Genomic DNA, 20,402 nt, shown 5'->3' on the forward strand with positions numbered 1-20,402 from the left:
GCGAGTTCGCCCTTGGTGAGGGTACCAGTCTTGTCGAGGGCGATGGCGTCCACCTCGCCCATCGCTTCGAGGTGGTTGCCGCCTTTGATGAGGACACCGTTCTTCGCGGCACTGGTGATCCCCGACACCACGGAGACTGGGGTCGAGATGACAAACGCACACGGGCAGGCGATCACCAGCAGAGTAAGCCCCCGAATGAACCACGCCTGCCAGTCGCCCGCGAAGGTGAACCCGTAACCGGCTAGGTCCACCGACACCGGATCAGCGATAACCAGCGGCGGGATAGCGGCGGTCAGGATTGCCAGCACGACGACGAGGGGTGTGTAGTAGCCGGCGAACTGGTCGACGAACTGCTCGGACTCGGTCTTCTTCGCCTGTGCGCCCTGCACCATCTCGATGATCTGCGAGAGCGTCGACTCCGAGGCGGCCGAAGTGGCCTCGAACTCGAGGTATCCTTCCTCGTTGATGCTGCCCGCGTACACTTCGTCGCCGGCAGCCTTGTCGACGGGGACGCTCTCGCCCGTGATCGGCGACTGGTCGACTGCACTCTCGCCTTCGATGACCGTCCCGTCGAGCGGAATCTTGTCACCGGGGCGAACAACCACGGTCTCGCCCACCTCCACCTCCTCGGCGGGCACCGTGACTTCCTCACCATCGCGAAGGACGGTCGCCTCGTCGGGCGAGAGTTCCATCAGCTCGCGCAGGGAGTCCCGTGCCCTGTCCATCGCATAGTCCTCGAGCAGCTCGGCGATGCTGAATAGGACGGCCAGCGTCGCCGCCTCGACGAAGTAGCCGATACCGGTCGCGGCGATGATGGCCGTCCCCATTAGCAGGTCGATGTCCAGACTCCGGTTCTTCGCGGAGTAGTACCCGCTACGGACGACCGGGATGCCACTGGCCGCGACGGCGCCGAGGAACAGGACATCTGCGATGTGGAGCGGGTACTCGAGGACACTTGCGATGGCGATGTTCTGTCCTGCGAGGAAGAACTCGAAGAGGAGCCCGACGGTGAGGAACGCCGCGCCGAGCCACGTCTTCTTCGCGCGAGGACTCGTCCAGACCTCCGATGGTGGTGCGATGTCGACGCCATCGGCCGCCTGGTTGTCCTCATCATCGCCCTCGGCGTCCGAGCCCCCGACGACCTCGTAGCCGGCGCCTTCAATCGCCTTGACGACGTCGGCTTCGCTAGTCCGATCAGGGTCGTACGTGACGTTGGCTGTGCCGGTGGTCGGCTGGAGCGTGACGTCAGTAATGCCGTCGACACGCTGGAGGCTCTTGTTCACCTTTTGGGCGCAAGAGGGACAGTCCATCTCGGGAACGGCGAGGCGGGCGGTCAGCTCACGTCGCTGTCCGCCGCCGCTCGTTCCTCCTGCTGCGTCCGGATTCTCTGTCATCACGTCACGGTAGGAGCGGGAGTTCGATATGTCTTTGTTGGAATATTCCAACTACGGCCCTCAGTGGGATGCCAGCCGTTCTTCCGCTACCCGCTCGCCGGCGACATGTTGCTTCGCCAAATGTTCTTCCGCCCGACGGAGTCGGTAGGTGAGTGTTGACCGTGGCACGTCGAGATGCTCTGCGAGTTCTCCAACATCGACCTCGCGGGGTGATTCGTAGTAGCCGTGTTCGACGGCGGCCTGGAGAGCAGCCTCTTGGGCTGGAGGCAATCCACTTGGTGTTCCGTCGCTTCCCCTAGCTGATGTTGTGTCCGCTGTGCGGAGCATCTCCATCTGGGCGCACTCCCCGACGGCGACTTTGAGAGCGTCGAAGAACGCCGCCACGTCGCCATCGCCGGAGTGGATGAGTCGCCACGTGTAGTGGCGGCCCTCGTGACGAGTCTCGAACAGCACGCCGTCGCCGAGGTGGTCGCGAGCGATGTGGGGGACTGAGGCGCAGGTCGGAGTGCGCTCCCAATCTGAGTAGAGGATGAGCGCGTCGTCCGTGCGGTCGAGGACGCGGGTGGTCTGTGTGGCGTTGCAGTCCTCGGTGGCGAGACAGTCAGCGTAGTAGTCGCCGTTGAGAAAGGCGTCCTCGATGGCGTTGAGCGCCTCAGGCGTACCGGTGGCATGGTCGACCCGCCAGAGACGCTCGGCAGTGGCGTGCAGCGAGAGCGAGCGAACGCGAGCGTCGGGGTGGTCGGCGAGGGCGTCCGCCACCCTGTTGCAGCCGGGCTCGTATTCGAGAGCGAAGACGAGTTCGCGCATACCCCGTCTAAGGCCTGCTACGACATAACCCATGGCCTGCAGCGTTGTCGACCAGTAGATCTCAGATTACGTCGTCAGGGTCGTGAACTTCCTGCATTCGCTGTGCTTCGGCCGCGTATTGCTCCTGGAGGTCGGGGTCATCGACCATGCCAAGATTGCCGGGTTCAGCATCGACTGCTGCTGTCGTATCTCGGACGTCGGTGAAGGACGTGAGTGCGCGTTCCTTCCGATAGTACTGTTCTCCATCGGGTGTTGCGTAGGTGAGGATGATCAGGTTCTGCTCGTCATCGGAGTACGTCCGTTCGACAAGCCAAACACGAACGTCATCTTCAGACTGATTTGACATACTTAGACATCCCCCGATATCCACTAAGGGATTGGTGTTACGGCTTGCCGAGACTCGCTGTCTCGAAGGGTGATTCTCCGGTCGGAATGAGCAGCTCCTGTCGGTCTCCGACCCGCTCAGCGAGCTTCCGTTTCAGATACTGTCTCGCCGTTGACGGTGTGAAGACGCCCTTGTCGAGCATGTCGCCGACGACGTCTTTGAGGGCCGCGAACTGGCCCTGCAGGTGGCCGTCGCCGACCGGCTCGCCGTCGTACCAGCGCACCGTCGCGAGCGCGCCGTTCCCGACCGTCTCCCCCTGTTCGACTGTCTCCGAGTCGTACTGCAGGCCGAACCACAGCGTCCGATAGGCGGTCACCTCGAACGTCGTCGACACCACGTAAAACGCCTCATGGTGGAGGTAGTCGAGATGGTCAGCGATAATCTCCTCGAGCGTGAGCCCGGTGGCGCGAGGCTTCGGCTCGACGACCGTCGACGGTCGGTCTTCGCCGGCGAGGTAGCCGTCGACCGCATCTGCCTCGAGGCCATCGGCTAACTCCGCCAGCAGCTGTTTCGCCCACTTGGAGTCGGTGTCTTCGCCACCGAACGGCGACTCAGCCGAGATTCGGTGCTTGAGCTTCAGATTTGATGCACCCCAATGAGAGTAATGGAGCGTGTACTGTCCGTCGGTTCGTTCGTACGCAACAAGTGCGCGGTGGCCCATTGAACAATCACCTCGCAGAACGATCCACGACTGGATCGCCCCGCACCCCTCCCGGGGGACGAACAACGCTACTCGTCGATCGGGTCGGGGGAACTGAGGTCCGCGTACAGCACCTCACCGTCGCGGACGACGTACCGTTTCGCCAGCACGGGAAATCGGCATTTGGTAAATCCGGCTGTCTGGATGTCGAATTCTTCGTCCGGTTCGAGATACTCCGCGAGCGACCGGAGGAACTCGTGGGTGACGATGCCACCGTCGTAGTCAGGAAGCCCGTTCTCACGGGCCTCGTACACTTCGAAGCTATCGTAGCCCCAGATGATCAGTTCGCCGTCGTCGTCCACCTCCCAGTTGAGCGTCCCGAAGCAGTGGTTCTCACAGAGCTGGCGGACGGCCTGTGGGTCTGTTACGAGCGCGCCGGTCGATGTCGTTGCGGCTTGGAGAGTTGCCATCGGTTGTTCTCGGGAGCTGTCTCGCGCCCCCGCACCCCTTCAGGGGGCGAGCAACTGCTCACGCTGTGACGGCCACATGACGTTGCGCTGCCGATGCATCGAGCTGTCAGGATTCTCTGTTGACGTCACCGTCCCTCGTCGTATTCGGTTGGGTGAGAACATCCACCTGCTCGAGGAGCGTCGTCGCGGTGCTAATTCGCTCTTGATCAGCGGGCTCCAATTGGTCGCTGTCGATACTGGTGAGGCTACTGAGCGCGCGGTGGAGTCGATAGCCGGGGGTGTCTCGTGGGTCCATGTGTGCGCCTCCGCCAATTTCTGGCGCGAAAAAACACCGGCGGGCAGTCAGCGGGGCAGTCTGGGAGTGATCACGAACTGACCTCTAGTTAACCAACAGAACGAGTCGATATCAGGTCCGTTGGTTAAACTGACTCCGCCTCTATTGATCGGCTTCTGGTTCGGGTCCATAGCGAGGTGTCCCGCACCGCTGACACTCCCACATGGGCTGCCCGGTCCACTCATCATCGGGGACAGCCTCGAATTCGCGGAATCGATGCTTAGTCTCCCGATCACATTCCCGACACTCGAGGTGAGTCCTGTTTGGGCGCTCGCGTCGTGGCTGTTCGGTATCGGTCTTGTCAACGGATTCCTGGAGCGCAATCGCTGGCACCAGCCAGAAGTCGTCGTCTGCGTCCTCACGAAGGCTTGCAAGCCCCTCTTCGGTGCGAACCGCGCTCCCAGTTTCGTCGTAGAGAAACGTCGCGTGCTCGCCGTCGTGACAGGACTGCGTCGTCTCTGTCCACGCCGTCCGCTCACGAGCAACCGCGAGCAGCTGATTACCACATTCAGACGTGACCCGTGTCGCCGAGGGGAGCGAGGGCCACTGATCGACAAGCTGTGGGGCCGGTTCCTCGTCGAGATCGTAGATTAGCTTGCAGTCATCGACTACTGGGTCATCGTCTGCCTTCACGAGGAGGGTAGCCGCAGCAGATCCCTTCCCGACGGCGCCGTAGAACGTCGACGCCTCGACGAGCAGCTGGATGACGTGGATGAGAGTCCGTTCGGCAGTCGATGTGTCCTGATCATCGGCTGCTTCGAGATGGTTCGTGAGACAAAACCGGCACTTCGACTGGCCAGCGGGGATCGACGCTCCACAGGAAGCGCACTCGGTCGCATCTGCTGTCGGGCCGTCTGGATAGCCCGCGTCGACGCCACCGGAGCGCTGCCGCCGGGGCTCACCACTACTACTGGCGAGTTGATCGTCGGGAACGTGGGTCGCTTCGCCGAGCGGTCGGAGGGCTTCGTAGTCGGCGTACTGGTCGGTCATAGAGTGATCTGGCCGTATCATGCTTCGTCTTCGGGTTTAAACAATGGCTCTCACATCAATCAGCCTACAGACATACAACCGAAAATCAGCAGTGTGGGCCTTAGACAGCCAGTTCGTCCAGCGCGTCGCGGTGGGTCCGCACGGTGACCACTGAGACGTTCGCAACGTCAGCGATGTCCGACTGGGTGAGCCACCGCCCGTCTTCGCGTCCGGCTTTGTACAGACAGGCTGCGGCGAACCCGGATGGCCGAACCCCCGTGGTTGCTCCGGTCGATTCGGATGCTTCCGCCAGCTGCCGAGCCCGCTGCCGGATTTGATCGGAGACGTCGAGCTCCGACGCCAACCGCGGGACGAACGCACTGGGCGTCACGGGTTGGGCTGGTAGGCCGAGTTCTGTATTCAGCGTCGTGTATGCGTTCGTCACCCGCGATTGCTCGACGCGCGCCGACTCGGTGATGTCGTCGAGCGTTCGTGGTCGCCCGTTACACCGACACGCTCCGTAGACACTCGCGGCGGCCATCGCCTCAATCGACCGGCCCTGCAGGAGTTCCTCGTTCTGAGCGCTGCGGAAGAGCTGGCAGGCCTGGTCACGGATCGTCTCGGATAGTTCGAGCGTACTACTGATCCGGCGGACTTCACTAAGCCCGTGTGCGAGGTTGCGTTCAGCTTTCGACTGAAACCGCCCACGGGTCTGTTCACGGCGCATCCGGAACAGCCGGCGTCGCTTCTGTTCGGAGAGGCTGTTCCCGTTCGCATCGGCCCCGCGACCGATCTCCGTTGACAACCCTCGATCGTGTCGTGCTGCCGTCAACGGAGCGCCCGTGCGCTCTCGTTCGTCGTCGAACCCTCGCCACTCTGGCCCGTGGTCGATCCGCTGCTCGTCGACGACGAGTCCACAGTCCTCGCAGACGGTTTCAACCGCGTTGGTTGTAACTTGCCCGTTACACTCGGGACACTGCGTAGCATTCGAGTCGGTCTGGACGTCTTCGTCGAACGTCGTTTCGTAGATCTCTCTGGTTGCCATGGATACTCACGAGGGGACTCACGCGGATCGCGTCTCTCGGAGTGCCCCTCACCCATCAGGGGGCACATACACACCACACGGAACAGCGCTGACACTGATGGGCCGCGGTGGCGAAAGCCCGGCCGCGAAACGGCGCGTGAGCGCCGTGAGCAGCCCGGACCGTGGAGGTGGTGGGAGGTGGCGGTGACCGCGTACACACCAGCAAAAAAGGGGTGCGCCGACCGGCTATTCCCACCACCGACCGCGCTCAGGGAACATAATGGTGGTCCACCCAGTGACAGCCAGTGAGACGCGCCCCTCGTACCAGTTCCGGGCTACCTTGTGAATACGCACCTGCTCGCCCTCTTCAATCCACGGCGCATCTGATTTCTCCCAGATCGTCACCTTCGTTTTTCCACTGTCGTCTGCGATCAGCCCGACTTGAGCGATGGCCGGCGAGTCTGCATCCCAGAGTACTTCGACTCGACCCTCGATGCTCACTTCTTTGCGATTGACGTCCTCGAGCTTCCCAATGGGGATCACCGTCCCAGGCGCCTTCTGCAACTCCTCGAACACCTCGACGACTGCACTCGTTAGGTCTTTCCCACTGACGACGGCTTCACCCAACCGCCGGCCAATCGCTGCTCGCGACCAGCCATCCAGCTTCTCCGCCAGTCGCATCGACTGCTTGTTCACCGCCGCCAACTGCTCCTGCGTGAGCTCTGCACGAGGATCGTCTCGCTCCGGGTCAGTCATCGAATTCACGCTCGCTGCCCGCTTCTGGAACTTCACACGCCGCTCAGCGCATCGCTTCGCTGCGATGTCTCGCGTCCGCTTCGCACGCCCCTCCTGCTGACTGAGTTCCGCTTGGGCACTGATGTGCTCCAACTCGGCCTCCCGTGCCTCGATGCGCTCTTCCTGTTCGAGGGTCTTCCCGAACAGGTGATCCGGACCTTCTTCGACCCGCGCGTCTGGATGGTTGGAATCGACTTTCGCCTGCACTTCCATGTCGACTGTCGCCCGGAACTCCGGGGTCTCGTCGACGACCTCGAATCCGTCCTCGTCGACCTCGACGTCATCGTGTTTCTCGAAAGCCTGTTCATCGACCGAAACTACTTCACTGGAGACGTTCTTACTTGACATTGGAACTCACCGGTTCCTGAAGGCGCTCACGCGCCCGACACCGCGATGCCTCAAACATCGTGGATTTCCTCGACGACACCGACCGACAGACTCGTCTGCGCGCTCTCGCTCGCGCCTTCGCGAGCGCCCCCTGGGCGCGAGCGAGAGCGCGCCCGAGGCGGACGACCAACCAGCACCGCGCGCCGACCCGCCCGGAGCGAGCGGCCAGCGGGATATGCCCGCTCGTGTCCGGCCCGATGTGCGGGTCCGTGTCCAGGGCGACTGTCGCCGAGAACGCGCGCCGCGGTGTGGCGCGCGACAGCGCAGGCGGCACAAAGCGCTGGAACGCGAAAGCCCGCAAGGGGCGCAACCGACGGGGATACCCGCTGGCGCCGAGGGCACATCCATTTTAGCCCGGAACGGGCGCGGGCGGTGCGGAGAGCGCCCGCATGCCCGGAATGGTCGGTCGCGAGCGACGCGGAGGGCGGCAGCGGCGAGCGGTGCGGGCCATAACGGACACATCTGTCCACCCAGCCGCGACACTCAGCGACCCAACTACTGCCCTGGCGGACTCAGAAAGGGCGAGGCCGTCTCGGTCACCGGGAAAGCAGGCTCTCCCGAGCTAACGGGCGGCGCGCCGCCCGTGAACGGCCGAGGGCCTTCATCGTGTTGCTCACCCAGCAACCTCAGCTGAGTCAGTCATACTCGTTGCGAGATAGCGAAGTTATTTAAATATCGGTTCGTATCTACGCAACAGATGCTTACCGAAGGCGAGGTTCGCGCGCTCACCGTCCTTCACGGTGAGCAGACAGTCTCCGAATTTGCGACCCAGCTGGACCGCAGTCTCAGCTACACGTCTGAACTTGTCGATCGTCTCGAAGCGACCGGACTCGTCGAGACGCGTCGACAAGGGAAAACAAAGCAGATCCGGCCATCGGACGCGAAAGCACTCGAACTCCTCGCAGACATCACCCAAGAGTATTCGCACATCGACTGGCCTGAACTGTTGTCGGGTGCGACGCTCCGCGTTCTCTACTATCTTGAAACACCGCGGGTCGTAATGGAGCTCGCACGCCGGGCCAACATTCACAGGAGTACCGTCCATCGCGCCCTCGATCCACTTCAGCATCGAGGGATCATCTACGAAACTGACGAGGATGCATATGTGCTGAACGAGGGATTCGAACAACTGAGTACGCTTGCTCGGGAACTCGTTCACCACGACCATCGCCAGACCGTCGAACAACACACCGACACCTACACGATTCTCTGGGAGTCACTCGACGAGTTCCTCGTCCAGACCGCAGATGAGATTACCGCCGAGGACTTCCTTTCGACGGGGCCAGAGCGTTTCCAGACCTACGACCTGCCCCTTCTGGCCCGCGACCGTCGGTACTATTTCCATTCAGAGACGATGAATGATCTCTCGCCGGCGATGCTGTGCTGTCATATGCTCGTAATCGATTCGGGCGCACGTACCCAGTCATACTGTCTGCTCCTGCTCAGCCACGTTGACGTCGACCGTGACGAACTGCGTGACCAGGCCACAAAGTACGGCGTCGACGATCTCGTCGAGGACTTGCTCACGTATCTCGACACGAGTGGCGAGGAGCGGGCATCTCGACTTCCCGAGTGGGAAGAGTTCCAAGAATTGGCTGCGGACTACGGGGTGTCAGCATGAGGGCGCGATTCGACAGTTCGTACATTCGGTCGGAACTCGAGCGCATCGGCGAGCAGCTAGACGACCCACTCACTGTCTTCTTGATCGGCGGTGGGGCAATGGCGTTCCAGGATCTCAAGACCACTACCAAGGATATCGATCTCATCGTCGCATCCGGTGATGACCTCGGGCAGCTCCAAGCAGTACTGCTCGAACTTGGTTACGATATCGTTCGGGAACCGGACGAAGAATACGAAGCGCTCGGTGCTCAGCGAATCCTCGAGAACGATGATGGGTGTCGAATCGACATCTTTCACCAGCAGGTAATCGATAAACTGGTTCTTTCTGACGGGATTCGGAAGCGTAGCGAGCGGTACCTCAACCCCAGCAACTTGGTGGTCGAACTCGTGAGCCCAGAGGACATCTTCCTATTCAAGGCGGTCGCCGGACGGGTGGACGATATCGAAGATATGTTTTCGCTGCTGCAGACTGACCTCGATTTCGACGTCGTCGAAGCAGAACTCGCCGCGCAGATCGACCTCTTGGATCAAGAGCTATTCGTAACATACGTGAACGAGGCGTTGGCCGATCTCACCGAGCAACACAACGTGAGGACACCCCTGCATGAGCCGGTCGCGGAGATTACAGAGCGCGTATACGAGGAACTCGAAGTGCTTCACGCCCTCGACGAACCGAAATCTATGCCTGCCCTCCAGCAGGAACTCGATTACACCACGGTTGAATTACAGGATATCGTGAGTCGTCTCGAGGAGAAAGACGCAGTCAAGGGAACCGCTGATCGCATCGAGCGTCTTTCGACGACGATCTGACGGCGAGGGATACCGGAATCTATGGCGTAATGCCAAGCGGTGCGGCTTATTGGATACTTTCCCTATCCATGGATAGGGAGACTCCCCATTAGTCGCGGTCAAGCGCGACGTCGACTTCGTCAACGAGGTCCTCCATGGAAACGGTGTAAGCGTCGGCAACATGTCTCACTCAACGAGATGCTCATCGAGGTCGTGCGTCCAGTACGTCGCGGGCCCGCCAGGACTACATCGCGCACACAGCTGCAGCGGCCCCTCGAGATGGCCGAGTTCCACACGGAAGCGCGTGAGCGCCGCGAGAGCGTCGACGACGAGCCCACAGCCATCGCAGGCGTCGCGATCGCGCTCGTCGGGATCCGGCTCCATCTGGATCGCGCAGTCGACGCAGATAGGGTGGGTGACCCGCTCATCTTCCCCCCAGGTGTGGGCCTCGCCAGTCTCGGTGCTGGGCGGAGCGTCGCAGAACGCACACCCTGTAAGCGTCTGCTGCATTACTCCGCCTCCGCGTCGGCGTCGCGGCCGGCCGTCCAGCCACGGTGGAAGACGGCCAATTGCGTCGTCGAGTCGAAGGTAGTAACACTCGGCTCGTGAACGAGAACGCGATCCTCGGGAACGGGTGTGACGACGTCCGCGTCGATGAGGTCGTCGACTAGGCTGCGGGCCGTTGCGTCGTCGACGTCCGCGGTCGCGACGCTCGCGGCGTCACGGTCCTGTGCGAGGAGTTCGGTTTCGAGCTGTTCGTGGTCGGCACTCGTGTCGTCGTGAGGATCGGGACCAGCCATGGTGAATCACGCCGCGCACGCTCTCGCGCGCTGCACGCCTCTCGGCGCCGATAAACAGCCCAGTCGGAGGGCGTCAGTCCGACCCTGGGTCGCGATACTCGAAAACGGCAACGTCGCGGAGGGATAGGGCGGTGGGCGGGGGTTGAGGGCATGAATTCTGGCAACGTCGTTAACCAACACTTCGACAGAACTGGTCCCGAGTGTTGGTTAAGAGTGTGGCCTATGGAGTCCGGAGTTCCTGAACCGGCTTCACGTTGAACGTGTCCGGCTCGCTGGCTGCTGCTTCTCGTGTGCGTTCCGCTTGTGAGGCTGCCGACCGGGTGAGCTGGGTGACGAGTTCGTCGCGAACGATCTCCCGAGGAACGGTTGTCTCGTGCCAGCCCAGCCGGGCGTCGAAGTGCCGCTTTTGGAACTGCTCGCTGACGTCGTCGACGGCGACGTACTGCGTGCGGTTTGTCCCCCGGACCTGGTGGGTGACGACGACTGCCCCCACGTGCTCGTGCGTCAGCTCGATTAGGGCACACTCCACGAGCGCGACGAGCGACGCGTGATCGCGGTCGTTCGGGATCGCCACCTCGAGGTCTGCCCACGGAGCCTCCCCGTCGGAGTTGGTTGCTGCTTGCTGTACCGTCTGCGTTTGGGTCGTACGTTCCGAAGCCATCGTCTATCGGGGGCACGTGATGTACCCCGCCGCCCCCTGGCGGGGGTGACAGACGTGCCGCTGCGGTCGCAACGCTACTTGGACCGACCGCCGAATAACCGACCCAACAGTGAGGATGACTCTGACTCACTACTGTTCTCACTCGTAGTAGCGGCGTGCTCGCCCTGGCACTCCTCCTCCTGGCCACGGGTGGCGAGTTCGTCAGTGAGTCGCTTGACCTCCGCTTCGAGAGCGTCGATGCGCTCGGTTTTCTCCGTGAGTGTCGCCTCGAGCTCGTCGACGCGGTCGCTCAAGATCTGGTTCTTCTCGGCGAGATACGCGCGACTCCGCTCCGAGTCAGCAGCGCCGACGTCTGGCGACGATGTGGCGGGGATCTCGTCCGCGGTATCGTCGCCGGCGTCCGGGTCGTAGAACTCCGAAGTAGTCGCAATTGCTCGCTCGATGGTCTTCTCCCCATACGTCGACCCATCAGCGTAGTGGACCTCGTCCCACTTCTCCCGAAGCAATCCTGACTGGCGAAACAGGTGATCCATCTGCGTCCGGTCGCCGCCGGTCCAGAACGCCAGCAGACAGCACAGCGCCATGTCGGCCTCGGACTGGCTGTCGTAGCCGGCTGTGTTCCCGTTCCAGAGCCGCTCGAACTTCTCGCCGTTCGATGCATTCCGCGCTTTCTCGAGGAGGTCCTCGTCTTCGAGGTCGACGTCAACGCCGGCTGCACCGGTCGTCGGTGACTCGTCGTCAGCGCTACCACGCTGTTCGGACTCTGCTGCCGTGTCACGCTCTGTCTCCTGAACGTACTCACGGTGAATCGCTCTGAGCGCGTCCTGTCGACGTGCGACGCACGTTGGTGTCCGCTCGACGTGATCGCCAGTGACGGTGAAAAATCGTGCCGTGTCGTACAGTTCGATGCTCCCGCGACGGTTCCGCCCCTCGGGAAGTTCGCCCCTGATGAGGACGTGATAGCCGGTGCCGGACGGTGACACCTCCGTATAGGAGTCGAGGCGCTCGATGATGTCTAGTGCCGCGTCGTCGACGTCGCCGGTTTCAGGATCACGGCAGTCGTCCAGGTCGACACCGACGATGGGATCGTCGTCGGTAAACACGAACCCAACGCCATCGGCGTGTGCCGTCTCGGTGTAGTCGAGCGCTGTCTCGAAGCTCGCCCAGGTCTCCGACTCTGTTGATGACGCGAACCCCCCACCTCCCGGCGTCACCGGAATCTTCGTCGACTTGCCGTCCCGCTCCTCTTCGCGCCAGCACACCCACTGGTCCCGTTCGCGTAGCGTCTCCGGAATCGCCTCCGATTCGTCGATACTACTCTCACTCATCCTCACATAGCACCTCGCATGGCTCTCACTGGCTCTGAGCCAGCACAGACTTCACGCTGCTCTGCGTGTCGATCCAATCCCTTGGTCCCAACGGGGAACCCCCGTTCTATCCTAGTTGGTTTTTGCCGTAACAGATCATTCAAATCAGTGAAATCCTGGGTCTGAGGCTCCCGATACGTGCATACAGCAAAATCTCTCCAGAATGCTTGTGTTACGGCATTTCGGTTGGTTGCCGTAACCCCTCTCCGTCTGCTGATTTCGGTGCTGCGGAGACGATATGCCTCGATGTTTCCGTAACGCGAGAGGCATTTCCTGTTATGCAAACTCAAATTTACATTTACGATATATTTGGCGCTGAGTGTGGATTGCATTGTATTCCCCTCCAGATCTATTCTGATTTGAGTGCAAGCCCCTCGTAGTATCGAACAGAGTCGCCGTTCTCATTGTCTGTGTTCCGCTCGAACGTGACATAGTTCCCGAGGCGACGGCCGAACCAGGGTTTGCTATCTGTATCAATCCCGTGAGCCTCAGCCCACTGCTCGTAGATTTCGTAGACATCTCCGGCGGCTACTCTGCTTTCCGGATCTTCGACGAGGTGTGTCTCTGCGAATCGCTCAACAACCGCCTCTGGATCCTCAGCAATATCGTCAATCGATGGCTGAGGCGCCTGCTGAATATGGTCTGCCTGTTCTCCTGTCGTTTCTTCGCACCCACTTGTGGTGACGGTATCGAGTAAGGTGTCCATCGAGTACGTACCGTCAGTATCGTACACGACCGGGTTGCCTTCTTCAGGGAGAATGACGATAGCGTACGACGTGGGGCTATAATCGGGTGTCTGGAGTTCGGCTTCGGGGACGAATGGCTTCTTGATACGCACCCAGTCGCCCTCGAACGCCGATTTCGTCTCGTAGATGTGTTGCTCACCGTGCTCGTATACGACGTACTCGTCGGCAGCGTGGTCGTAGCTGTAGATGGCCGGAACACGATCTTTCGAGAGTTTTCCAAGCGACGGGAGGCGGATGTGTTCCGTCCCGCTGGCATCACGAAGGATGATCTCATCGCCATCACGCTGCCAGATGTTCTGAGTCCCGTTCTCGTCGTCGGTCGCCGGTCGGACGGCCGTCACTCCACCTTCTTCGGTCGCTCCACCGTTGAACGTGAGATTCGAGTCAGTCGTGTAGAACCGTGTCTCACCATTCTGGAGTGTGCGAACGGGTGGTGTGAGAATGCCGTCGACACGCTCGGCCCACTCAGTTTCGTCGTTTCCTGGTCGAACGACAAACAGCGGGATATCCCCTGCTTCTTGGGCTTTCCGGAGATTCGTGAGCACCTTCGCGGGATTCTCGGGTGTCGTCGTTTCGACTTCGATGGCGAATCGGTCGGAAACGTCGGGGTGGCTCGCCCTCGCGTCAGGTTTCTCGCTGCCATCCTGTGCGAGGATCGAGACGGTGAAACCGAGTGCAGTGAGTTCTTCTTCGATCTGAAGGAGTGCTGCGTCGTGGGCACTCCCACCGGCGGCCTGCACGCCACCAGTATCGGGTGTCGCGACCTTTTCTCCGGCGTCAGTGAGCCGGATGCGGAGCTCGTCGGCGTCGATATCGACGGTCGTATCGAGGTATCGTGATCGTTCGCGAATGTCCGCGAGTGCATCATACGATGGCGGCTCGGCGTCGACGTCGTCAAAGAGGCGTCTGAGTTCGTCGTCAACCGCTTCAACGGCCACCCAACCGTTCTCCTCACGGCATCCTTCTCGAAGCTGGAGACTCCGGACCACCGTCGCAATCGCGACGTCCAGGTCGTCGCTCGCGATATCGAGCACTCCGTGTCCGTCGGTCGGTGTTCTCGTTGTTGAGGCGTCTGTTGCAGCCGGCACGCCGTGTTCCTCGCTGATGTTCTCGTGCATCGAGGAGAGTGTCTCAGTGAACTGCTCCTCTTCACGCTCTGTGAGCGGAGATTCGCTCTCGGGGTGGCCCGGTGGAATCGGGAGTGGTTCGAGACTGAACGGATACGGCCCCGTTTCACCGAACGTCGGGCTTGGCAGGCTGGCGATCCACTCCCCTCGTGGCAACGAACGAATCCGATTGGCGAAATCCGCGGGGTCCATCTCTTCGTGGGCCATCGCTCGCGCCAGTTCCCGGTCGACGTTGATTTTCCCGATGAGTGAACTGCCGATGTTGTTCAGAGCATTCAGGTAGATCTTCCGCCCACCTTCAGCCTCCATCTGTTCGGGGAACTGCATCGACAGGCCAACAGAGAGCCGGAATCCCCGGCCTTTCTCGAGGAGATCATTCATGATGTCGGAGACTACGACCGACGCTGCCTCGTCGACGAGCAAGTTCACGACGTAGTCGTCCGAGTGCTGGGAGAGGGCCTGTTTGCGGTCCTTGAGAGCTGCATCGAGATTGGTCAGGATCACACCAGTCATGATCCGGGCAGCGTCGTCGCGGAGATCTCCGAGGTCGAAGAGGATGACCGTATCCTCGTCGAGGACATCCCGAAAGTCGAACTGGTTCTCGGTATTGTTGAAGATCTGCCGCAGGTGCGTATCCTGTGAGATGTAGGCGAGGCGGTTTCCGACACCCCCCATCACGTTCGCGAAGGTGTTCGAATCTAACTGGAGTTGCCGTCGAATCGTCCGCGTGACTTCCTCGTCGCTCGACCGTGGGGCGTCGCCGATGTTCTCGTTCGGTGGCCCGGCCTCCCAGAGCTGGTCGACGACGTGTTCGAGCTGTCGGTGGGCAAAGTAATCCGTCGACGCTCGGTAGAGCCCGTTCTCACGCCCGTATTCCTCGTCGAACAGTGCCTTGATGAGTGTCTTGATGAGAGTTGGAGCCACAGTCGCCCGCTCGTAGCGGTCGGTTCCCATCACGAGCTTCAAAATCTCTTCGTAGTGGTCGGCCTTCCGTTGGACGGCGTCTTCGCGGCGCCGTCCGCTCTCCATCGACGGTTCGAGATCGAAAAACGAGAACCCGGGGAGGACGTCCGGAATCGGGAAGTGGACGACGTTCTCTTCGAGGTCGGTCATTCCGAACCGACGCGCGTGAGCCCGCATGTAATTCTGGGCCATATCGTCGTTTTTCGGGATGATGAGGATCGTCGGCCCCTCGGTGTTGTCGTACAGCGACAGCATATCGTTGATGAGGGCTTTCGACTTCCCAGAGCCGGTTGTTCCGAACCGGCCGAAATGAGTGGGCAACAGCCCGGGTGGAATGTGTGTCGGCACGTCTTCGGCCTCGCCGGTGTCGTCGAGGGCATACCCGATTGCCATCCCGTCTCGGAACTCACGCATGAGGTCCTGATGAGGACGGGGCAACGGATTCCGACTCTGCTGTTCTGCACGCGTCCCACGTGCCCCTTCGACAGTAAGCTGTTCCGAGGAGGGGACGAGTACGAAGTGCGCGAGTTCTCGGCCACTCAGGACGAACTCCGGTCGGGTCTTTCCACGGCCAGTCGTGATCTCACGATCCAAGAGCCGCTGCAGCGCCGCTCGTGCGTTCCGGTCTTTCGTGGCTGCCCGGAAGCCGCTGTCACGCAACCGCTCGGCTTCAACCTGGTAGTACGGCCCGTCAAGCGGGTCGAATACCGGAACAAGTGATTGCATCCGCTCATCGAGATCATCGCGACCGTCACCACCGGATGGAATCCCGACTGCTCGGATGTTCGCGGTGAACGACCGCTTCGGATTTGTTGCCTCGATTGCCGCGACACGTTTTGCAACCGCGTCGCTCAGCTGGTTTCTATCCCGACTCTCCGGCTGATCGTCGAGTTCGAAGAGGGAGCCAATAATCTCCTGTGCGAGTGTGTCCCGTCCGTCGATGACGTCCTCCTTGCGAAGGTCGGCATCGGACTGCCAGTTCTCGCGTCGCTGGAAGACGACCTGGAACGCTACTGGTGCTGTCGCCTCCATTAGGTGATCGACGAGCGACGCGAGCGCACCCCCTGGTTGATCCACGGCTGGGAGCTCTGCTTCGTCGTCGGCAGTAAATGGCGAGAGTGAGGTCATCCAGTCTTGCTTCCGAGTTGCCGACCCTTGCCACCGCACGCCGAGTGGGGAGACGGATTCGGTCGCTGGCCGGGCGAGTATCGTCCCCTCCGATGTTACCGTTGGTTTGGCAAGTGTCGTGAGTGGCTCATCCTCGGGAATCGCATCTGGTGGGGCGAGTTCGAGGGCAGTATCGCCGATCTCGATGAAGTGGTCGGGAGACTGGTCGCCGACTGTTCCTCCATCCGCGACTGATTTGGCGTCCCCTTGACCCGCTTGACTGTTGTCGTCACTGCCACGCTCGTATTGCTCGTCAGGACCGAACTCGTACGAGAGCTCGCCCGACTCATAGTGCTCGACGAATGTCTCGCGGTCGAATTCGACAGGTTGAACGAGTCGGGATGCGACGTCGACCTCGGTACGCTCGATGTCGAACGTCTCTGGATAGATCGACCGGAGCCGTTTCTTCAGGGTATCCAGATGGTCATCGGCACCGTAGTAGAATTCGACGGGGTCATCCGCCCCCTCGCTCAGCGCGAGAAATTCGAATCGTATCGGCGTGTCGCTATGTAGCGGATTGAGTTTGTCAGCTAGCCCTGTCGAGTCCGTTGAGGTCAGTTTGTGGAGGCTCTCCAGTGCCTGCGGCAGACGCTCCGGATTGAGCCGTTCGGAGGTTGGCGTCACGCGAAGGTACTCACGCATCGTCGTCACCTCCCGCTGCGCCACCATCAGTCTCTGCTGGCGTCTGCTCAGGTGGGCGTTGTCCGTTGTCGGTCGCTCGGCTTTCAATATCATCTTGGAACGCCTGTACCTCCGCGTCCACGGCGTTCTCACCAGTTCCGGGGAGTGAGTCTCGCCGTTGCTCGGTTGGCTCGAAGTCGATGACCTGCTTCTCCTTGGGCATCGCTTTGACCTGAATGCCGCGCCACTCGCCGTCGACGCCGACGAGCGCCTCGGAGAACCCGGCGTCCTCGTTGCCAGGAACGGCGTCCTGAACGAACCGCATCTGTGCGTAGTTCAGGCCGAACTCGTCGGCCCACTCTTTGTCCATCCCGTCGAGGCGGTGGAACTGCTTGACGGCACACTGGTCCAAGATCGCTTCTGATTCGGCGTGCTCGAAGAACTCGTCGACGGTCTGCGTGACCAGACGGATCGAGAGGTCGTGGTGGCGGTGGTGCCGGAACACCGTTTCGAGGAACGCCAGACTCGCGGCGTCCTGCATGATGTAGCGCGCTTCGTCGATGTAGAACACGACCTCCTTGTCCGAGACCTTCGCCCGTTCGTACACCAACGAGATCAACAACTGCATCGTCAGCGCCGTGCTGCTGTCGACGCTGCCCTCCTGCTGGGCGAGGTCGAGGTAGATGACCTTCTCATTGCGGATGTCGAAATCCGATTCTTGGCCGAGATTCGCGTGGCGACCGTCGTCCTCGAAGGGGCGGAGCTGGTCGAGGAGCCACGTCGCATCCTCCTTGATCTTCCCTGCCTCTTCGTCGGACCGGACGACGAACTCCTCGGGGTCGTCGACCATATCCTCGAACACGTCCATCATATCACGGATGGTCGGACTCGGATTGTCGTGCGTCGAGATGTCGTCGGTGATCCCGTTGCGCTGGTAGGCACGTTTGAGGGCGAGTTCGAGCGTGGTGCGCCGATCTCCCAGTGAGATACCCCGGAGGGCGAAGAAGTTCGTGAGGAAGCTCATCGCGTCGTCGAGCTTCTCGTTGAACGGACTCGCGTCCTCACCCATCGCTCGCTGGACGTGCTCGGGCGTCTCGCGGATCTCCAGGGGATTCAGCCCGAGCGTCCCACCGACGGTGATCCGCTTGGCGTCGAGCGCCTCTGAGACACCAGCCCAGTTGTTCAATGGCTCAAGGATGATGCCGATGCGGTCCTTGCTCTGCTCGATAGAGCGGATGAAATTCTGCTTGGAGCTGAACGATTTTCCGGAGCCGGTGTCGCCGACGGTGAACATCGCGTACCCGTTATCACGGGCAAACGGGTCGATGACCACCGGACTCTGGTTGTCCTTGTGAATTCCGAACTCGACGCCACCCTCCTCGAGAATCGTCGCGTTGTGCGGGGAGGAGAGTAACGCGCCGACGGCGCCGCCGAGCGCAATCGACGTCCGCCCGAACTCGTTGTCGCCGATGGGCGCGGCGGACTGGAGGGCGAGATCCTGCCGGCAAATTGCGGTCTTCGGCGTGAGGTTCGCCGGGTCGTCGCGGAGCGCGCTCTTGACCGTCTGGACGGCATCTCTGAGCTCGTCTTTCTCGTCGGCCCGGGCGGTGATGAACATCCCTTGGTCGAACACGTTCGCGCCGTTCTCGACGGCCTTGTACGTCGCTGCGGCCTCGTTGGCGCGTTCCTGCAGGTAGGCACTCCGGATACTCTGTTCGAGGTCAGCATCGACCTGGAGGTCGTCAGCGATGTCCTGCAGTTCGTTCCGGGCCCGCTCCTGATTTTTCGGCGTGATGTGGGCCGTCAGATCGAACTGGACATCGGTCATCTCGAAGAGGTCACTCAGATACCCGTCGTTGGGATAGTCGGCATAGTTAGCGATGTACAGCGTCGTCGTCCACTGTTCGCCGACCCGTGCCGCTCGCGTCTCCCACTCGACAGCTCCGGGCGCGGTGACGGTCTTGTGCGACTCGGAGATGTCGTCGAGGAGCTTGCGTTCGGCCTCGCCTTCTTCGAGTGTCTCCTCATCGAGGACATCGGTGAAGTTTACCTCTGGTTCATCATCCGCAGTGAAGCGGTCCCAGAGGTACTTACTGCCGACGCCAAGGCCGAGACCCACTGCAAGGGCTAGTACTGCACTCTCTGCTGGTGTCAGGTTCTGGAGCCACCCGGCGACGGAGCCAAGCGCGCCACCATCAGTCTGGAGGATCACGTTACGCATCGTGTGGGTCCTCCCGGCGCGAGTGGCCGATGATCGATTGGTCGCGAACGACACGTTCCGCCTCGTCGTAGTCATGTTCGCGGCCGTTCCAGAAGTCCATATTCAGGACGAACAGCTCGACCGTGCTGAGTCGACGTGCGGACCACCCCGACGCCTGCTGGATGAACTCGGAGCGAACATCATTCACGCGACTGTCGAGCTTCTCGAACATCTGCGCACGACGTTCGACGTCGGTGAGGTCCTCGCGGCGGGTGACGAACGGGTTGAACAGGAACCCGATGACGGGGAACTGGGTCAGCTTCTCGGCGGGGGTGCCCTCGTCGCGGAAGCGGTCGTACACTTCTATCGGGCTGACTTCAACGCCGATGTAGTACCGGACCTGCTGAATGCCCCGGTCACGCATCTCCTTCGGCCGTGTTTCCCGATATTCTTCGAGGAGTTCCCGGAAGATCGGGTTCTCCGTAACGTCTTCGTCAGTGAGGCGCTCCTCGATGGTCTCGGTGATCTGCTCGACCGGGAAGGAACGGGTTGTGGCGTGGAGTTTGAGCTTCGAGTCCAGCTCTTTGTTGGCGAACTCTTCTCCGGCGTCTTGCAGCTGTGCCCAGTCGTCGGACATTGCGAAGTCCATGTTGGCCGGATCGATCTCGATGAATGCCTCCATCGAGCCGTCTTCACGCTGGATAGCACCAGCGCCCGGCCACGCTCGCTTGATGTTGGTGAGATCCTGCGTTCGCTCGTCCGGCTTGAACGGCGTGTAGTTCGTGAGTCCGCCCTCGTTGCGCTCTGACTCGTTGGTACCCGTGTCGGCGTTGGCGGGCGCACTGAACGTGACCTGAGGCCGTTTGAGGTACCGATAGACGTCTTTGGTCCACGTCCAGGCGTTCAGGTGGGTTGGTGAGACGTAGATGACGGCAACGCCAAAGCCAAGCCCGCCAGCAACGAACGGGAGAGCCAGTGATTCGATCCCGGTGAGGCCCGCGATAAACAGCCCAATAATGGGGAAGGCGATGAGCATGCCGACGTCCCCTTCCTCGATATTGAGATACGGGATGCGGCTCTCCTCGCCGAACTGATCCATGATGCGCCGTGCGGCCGCGTCTTGATCTGCTGACATT

Annotated in this window: 18 protein-coding genes; 2 read left to right on the plus strand and 16 right to left on the minus strand. The window is 61.2% G+C overall.

Going from position 1 to position 20,402, the window contains the following annotated elements:
• From FGL94_RS16520 to FGL94_RS16565, 9 genes are all read right to left on the minus strand, one after another.
• The coding region (locus FGL94_RS16520; RefSeq protein ID WP_186313438.1) for a heavy metal translocating P-type ATPase at nt 1-1,394 on the minus strand (1,394 nt) is incomplete at its 3' end.
• 60 nt (nt 1,395-1,454) lie between these two features.
• Nucleotides 1,455-2,201 carry a helix-turn-helix domain-containing protein gene (locus tag FGL94_RS16525; RefSeq protein ID WP_050051691.1) on the minus strand — a complete coding sequence of 249 codons (747 nt, stop codon included), beginning with the start codon at nt 2,199-2,201 and terminating at the stop codon, nt 1,455-1,457.
• Between the two features lie 61 nt (nt 2,202-2,262).
• The gene (locus FGL94_RS16530; RefSeq protein WP_006183450.1) at nt 2,263-2,547 is read right to left on the minus strand and encodes a hypothetical protein; all 285 of its coding nucleotides are present in this window, start codon (nt 2,545-2,547) and stop codon (nt 2,263-2,265) included.
• 37 nt (nt 2,548-2,584) lie between these two features.
• The gene (locus FGL94_RS16535) at nt 2,585-3,247 is read right to left on the minus strand and encodes a DUF6735 family protein (RefSeq protein WP_144927654.1); all 663 of its coding nucleotides are present in this window, start codon (nt 3,245-3,247) and stop codon (nt 2,585-2,587) included.
• A gap of 68 nt (nt 3,248-3,315) precedes the next feature.
• Nucleotides 3,316-3,696, minus strand: coding sequence for a hypothetical protein (locus FGL94_RS16540; protein ID WP_058366987.1), 381 nt, complete (start codon nt 3,694-3,696; stop codon nt 3,316-3,318).
• 106 nt (nt 3,697-3,802) lie between these two features.
• Nucleotides 3,803-3,991: a hypothetical protein gene (locus FGL94_RS16545; RefSeq protein ID WP_049983731.1), complete on the minus strand. Its 189-nt coding sequence runs from the start codon at nt 3,989-3,991 to the stop codon at nt 3,803-3,805.
• A gap of 141 nt (nt 3,992-4,132) precedes the next feature.
• Nucleotides 4,133-5,020 (minus strand): biosurfactant protein 1, encoded by an 888-nt coding sequence (locus FGL94_RS16550; protein WP_123115222.1) that lies wholly within the window; start codon nt 5,018-5,020, stop codon nt 4,133-4,135.
• Nucleotides 5,021-5,120: 100 nt separating this feature from the next.
• Nucleotides 5,121-6,044, minus strand: coding sequence for a transcription initiation factor IIB (locus FGL94_RS16555; protein WP_123115083.1), 924 nt, complete (start codon nt 6,042-6,044; stop codon nt 5,121-5,123).
• A 225-nt stretch (nt 6,045-6,269) separates the two neighbouring features.
• The gene (locus tag FGL94_RS16565; protein ID WP_144927656.1) at nt 6,270-7,166 is read right to left on the minus strand and encodes a DNA-binding protein; all 897 of its coding nucleotides are present in this window, start codon (nt 7,164-7,166) and stop codon (nt 6,270-6,272) included.
• 736 nt (nt 7,167-7,902) lie between these two features.
• Between FGL94_RS16565 and FGL94_RS16575 the strand changes: the two genes are divergently transcribed.
• On the plus strand, nt 7,903-8,826 hold the full coding sequence (locus tag FGL94_RS16575) for a winged helix-turn-helix domain-containing protein (RefSeq protein WP_049983728.1): 924 nt from the start codon (nt 7,903-7,905) through the stop codon (nt 8,824-8,826).
• Nucleotides 8,823-9,635, plus strand: a complete 813-nt coding sequence (locus FGL94_RS16580) for a DUF6036 family nucleotidyltransferase (protein WP_135806887.1) — start codon at nt 8,823-8,825, stop codon at nt 9,633-9,635. The genes FGL94_RS16575 and FGL94_RS16580 overlap by 4 nt, the downstream gene beginning before the upstream one ends.
• Before the next feature lie 165 nt (nt 9,636-9,800).
• Here the strand turns inward: FGL94_RS16580 and FGL94_RS16585 are convergent, their stop codons facing one another.
• The 7 genes from FGL94_RS16585 to FGL94_RS16615 form a co-directional block, all read right to left on the minus strand.
• Complete coding sequence (locus FGL94_RS16585) at nt 9,801-10,124, minus strand: DUF7558 family protein (protein WP_135806888.1); 324 nt, start codon at nt 10,122-10,124, stop codon at nt 9,801-9,803.
• Nucleotides 10,124-10,414 carry a hypothetical protein gene (locus tag FGL94_RS16590; RefSeq protein WP_135806889.1) on the minus strand — a complete coding sequence of 97 codons (291 nt, stop codon included), beginning with the start codon at nt 10,412-10,414 and terminating at the stop codon, nt 10,124-10,126. The genes FGL94_RS16585 and FGL94_RS16590 overlap by 1 nt, the downstream gene beginning before the upstream one ends.
• Nucleotides 10,415-10,634: 220 nt before the next feature.
• A complete protein-coding gene (locus FGL94_RS16595) occupies nt 10,635-11,075 on the minus strand; it encodes a hypothetical protein (RefSeq protein ID WP_135806890.1) in 441 nt (146 codons plus the stop codon).
• Between the two features lie 74 nt (nt 11,076-11,149).
• Complete coding sequence (locus FGL94_RS16600) at nt 11,150-12,403, minus strand: phage NrS-1 polymerase family protein (RefSeq protein ID WP_135806891.1); 1,254 nt, start codon at nt 12,401-12,403, stop codon at nt 11,150-11,152.
• A gap of 388 nt (nt 12,404-12,791) precedes the next feature.
• Entirely contained in the window at nt 12,792-17,087 is a 4,296-nt protein-coding gene (locus FGL94_RS16605) for a type IV secretory system conjugative DNA transfer family protein (protein ID WP_144927658.1), read from the minus strand.
• Nucleotides 17,080-19,287 (minus strand): VirB4 family type IV secretion system protein, encoded by a 2,208-nt coding sequence (locus FGL94_RS16610; protein WP_144927660.1) that lies wholly within the window; start codon nt 19,285-19,287, stop codon nt 17,080-17,082. Before FGL94_RS16610 ends, FGL94_RS16605 begins: the two co-directional genes overlap by 8 nt.
• The gene (locus FGL94_RS16615; RefSeq protein ID WP_144927662.1) at nt 19,280-20,401 is read right to left on the minus strand and encodes a hypothetical protein; all 1,122 of its coding nucleotides are present in this window, start codon (nt 20,399-20,401) and stop codon (nt 19,280-19,282) included. The genes FGL94_RS16610 and FGL94_RS16615 overlap by 8 nt, the downstream gene beginning before the upstream one ends.
• Between the last annotated feature and the right edge of the window lies 1 nt (nt 20,402).

Source organism: Halorubrum salsamenti (assembly GCF_007671685.1).
Taxonomy (GTDB): Archaea; Halobacteriota; Halobacteria; order Halobacteriales; family Haloferacaceae; genus Halorubrum; species Halorubrum salsamenti.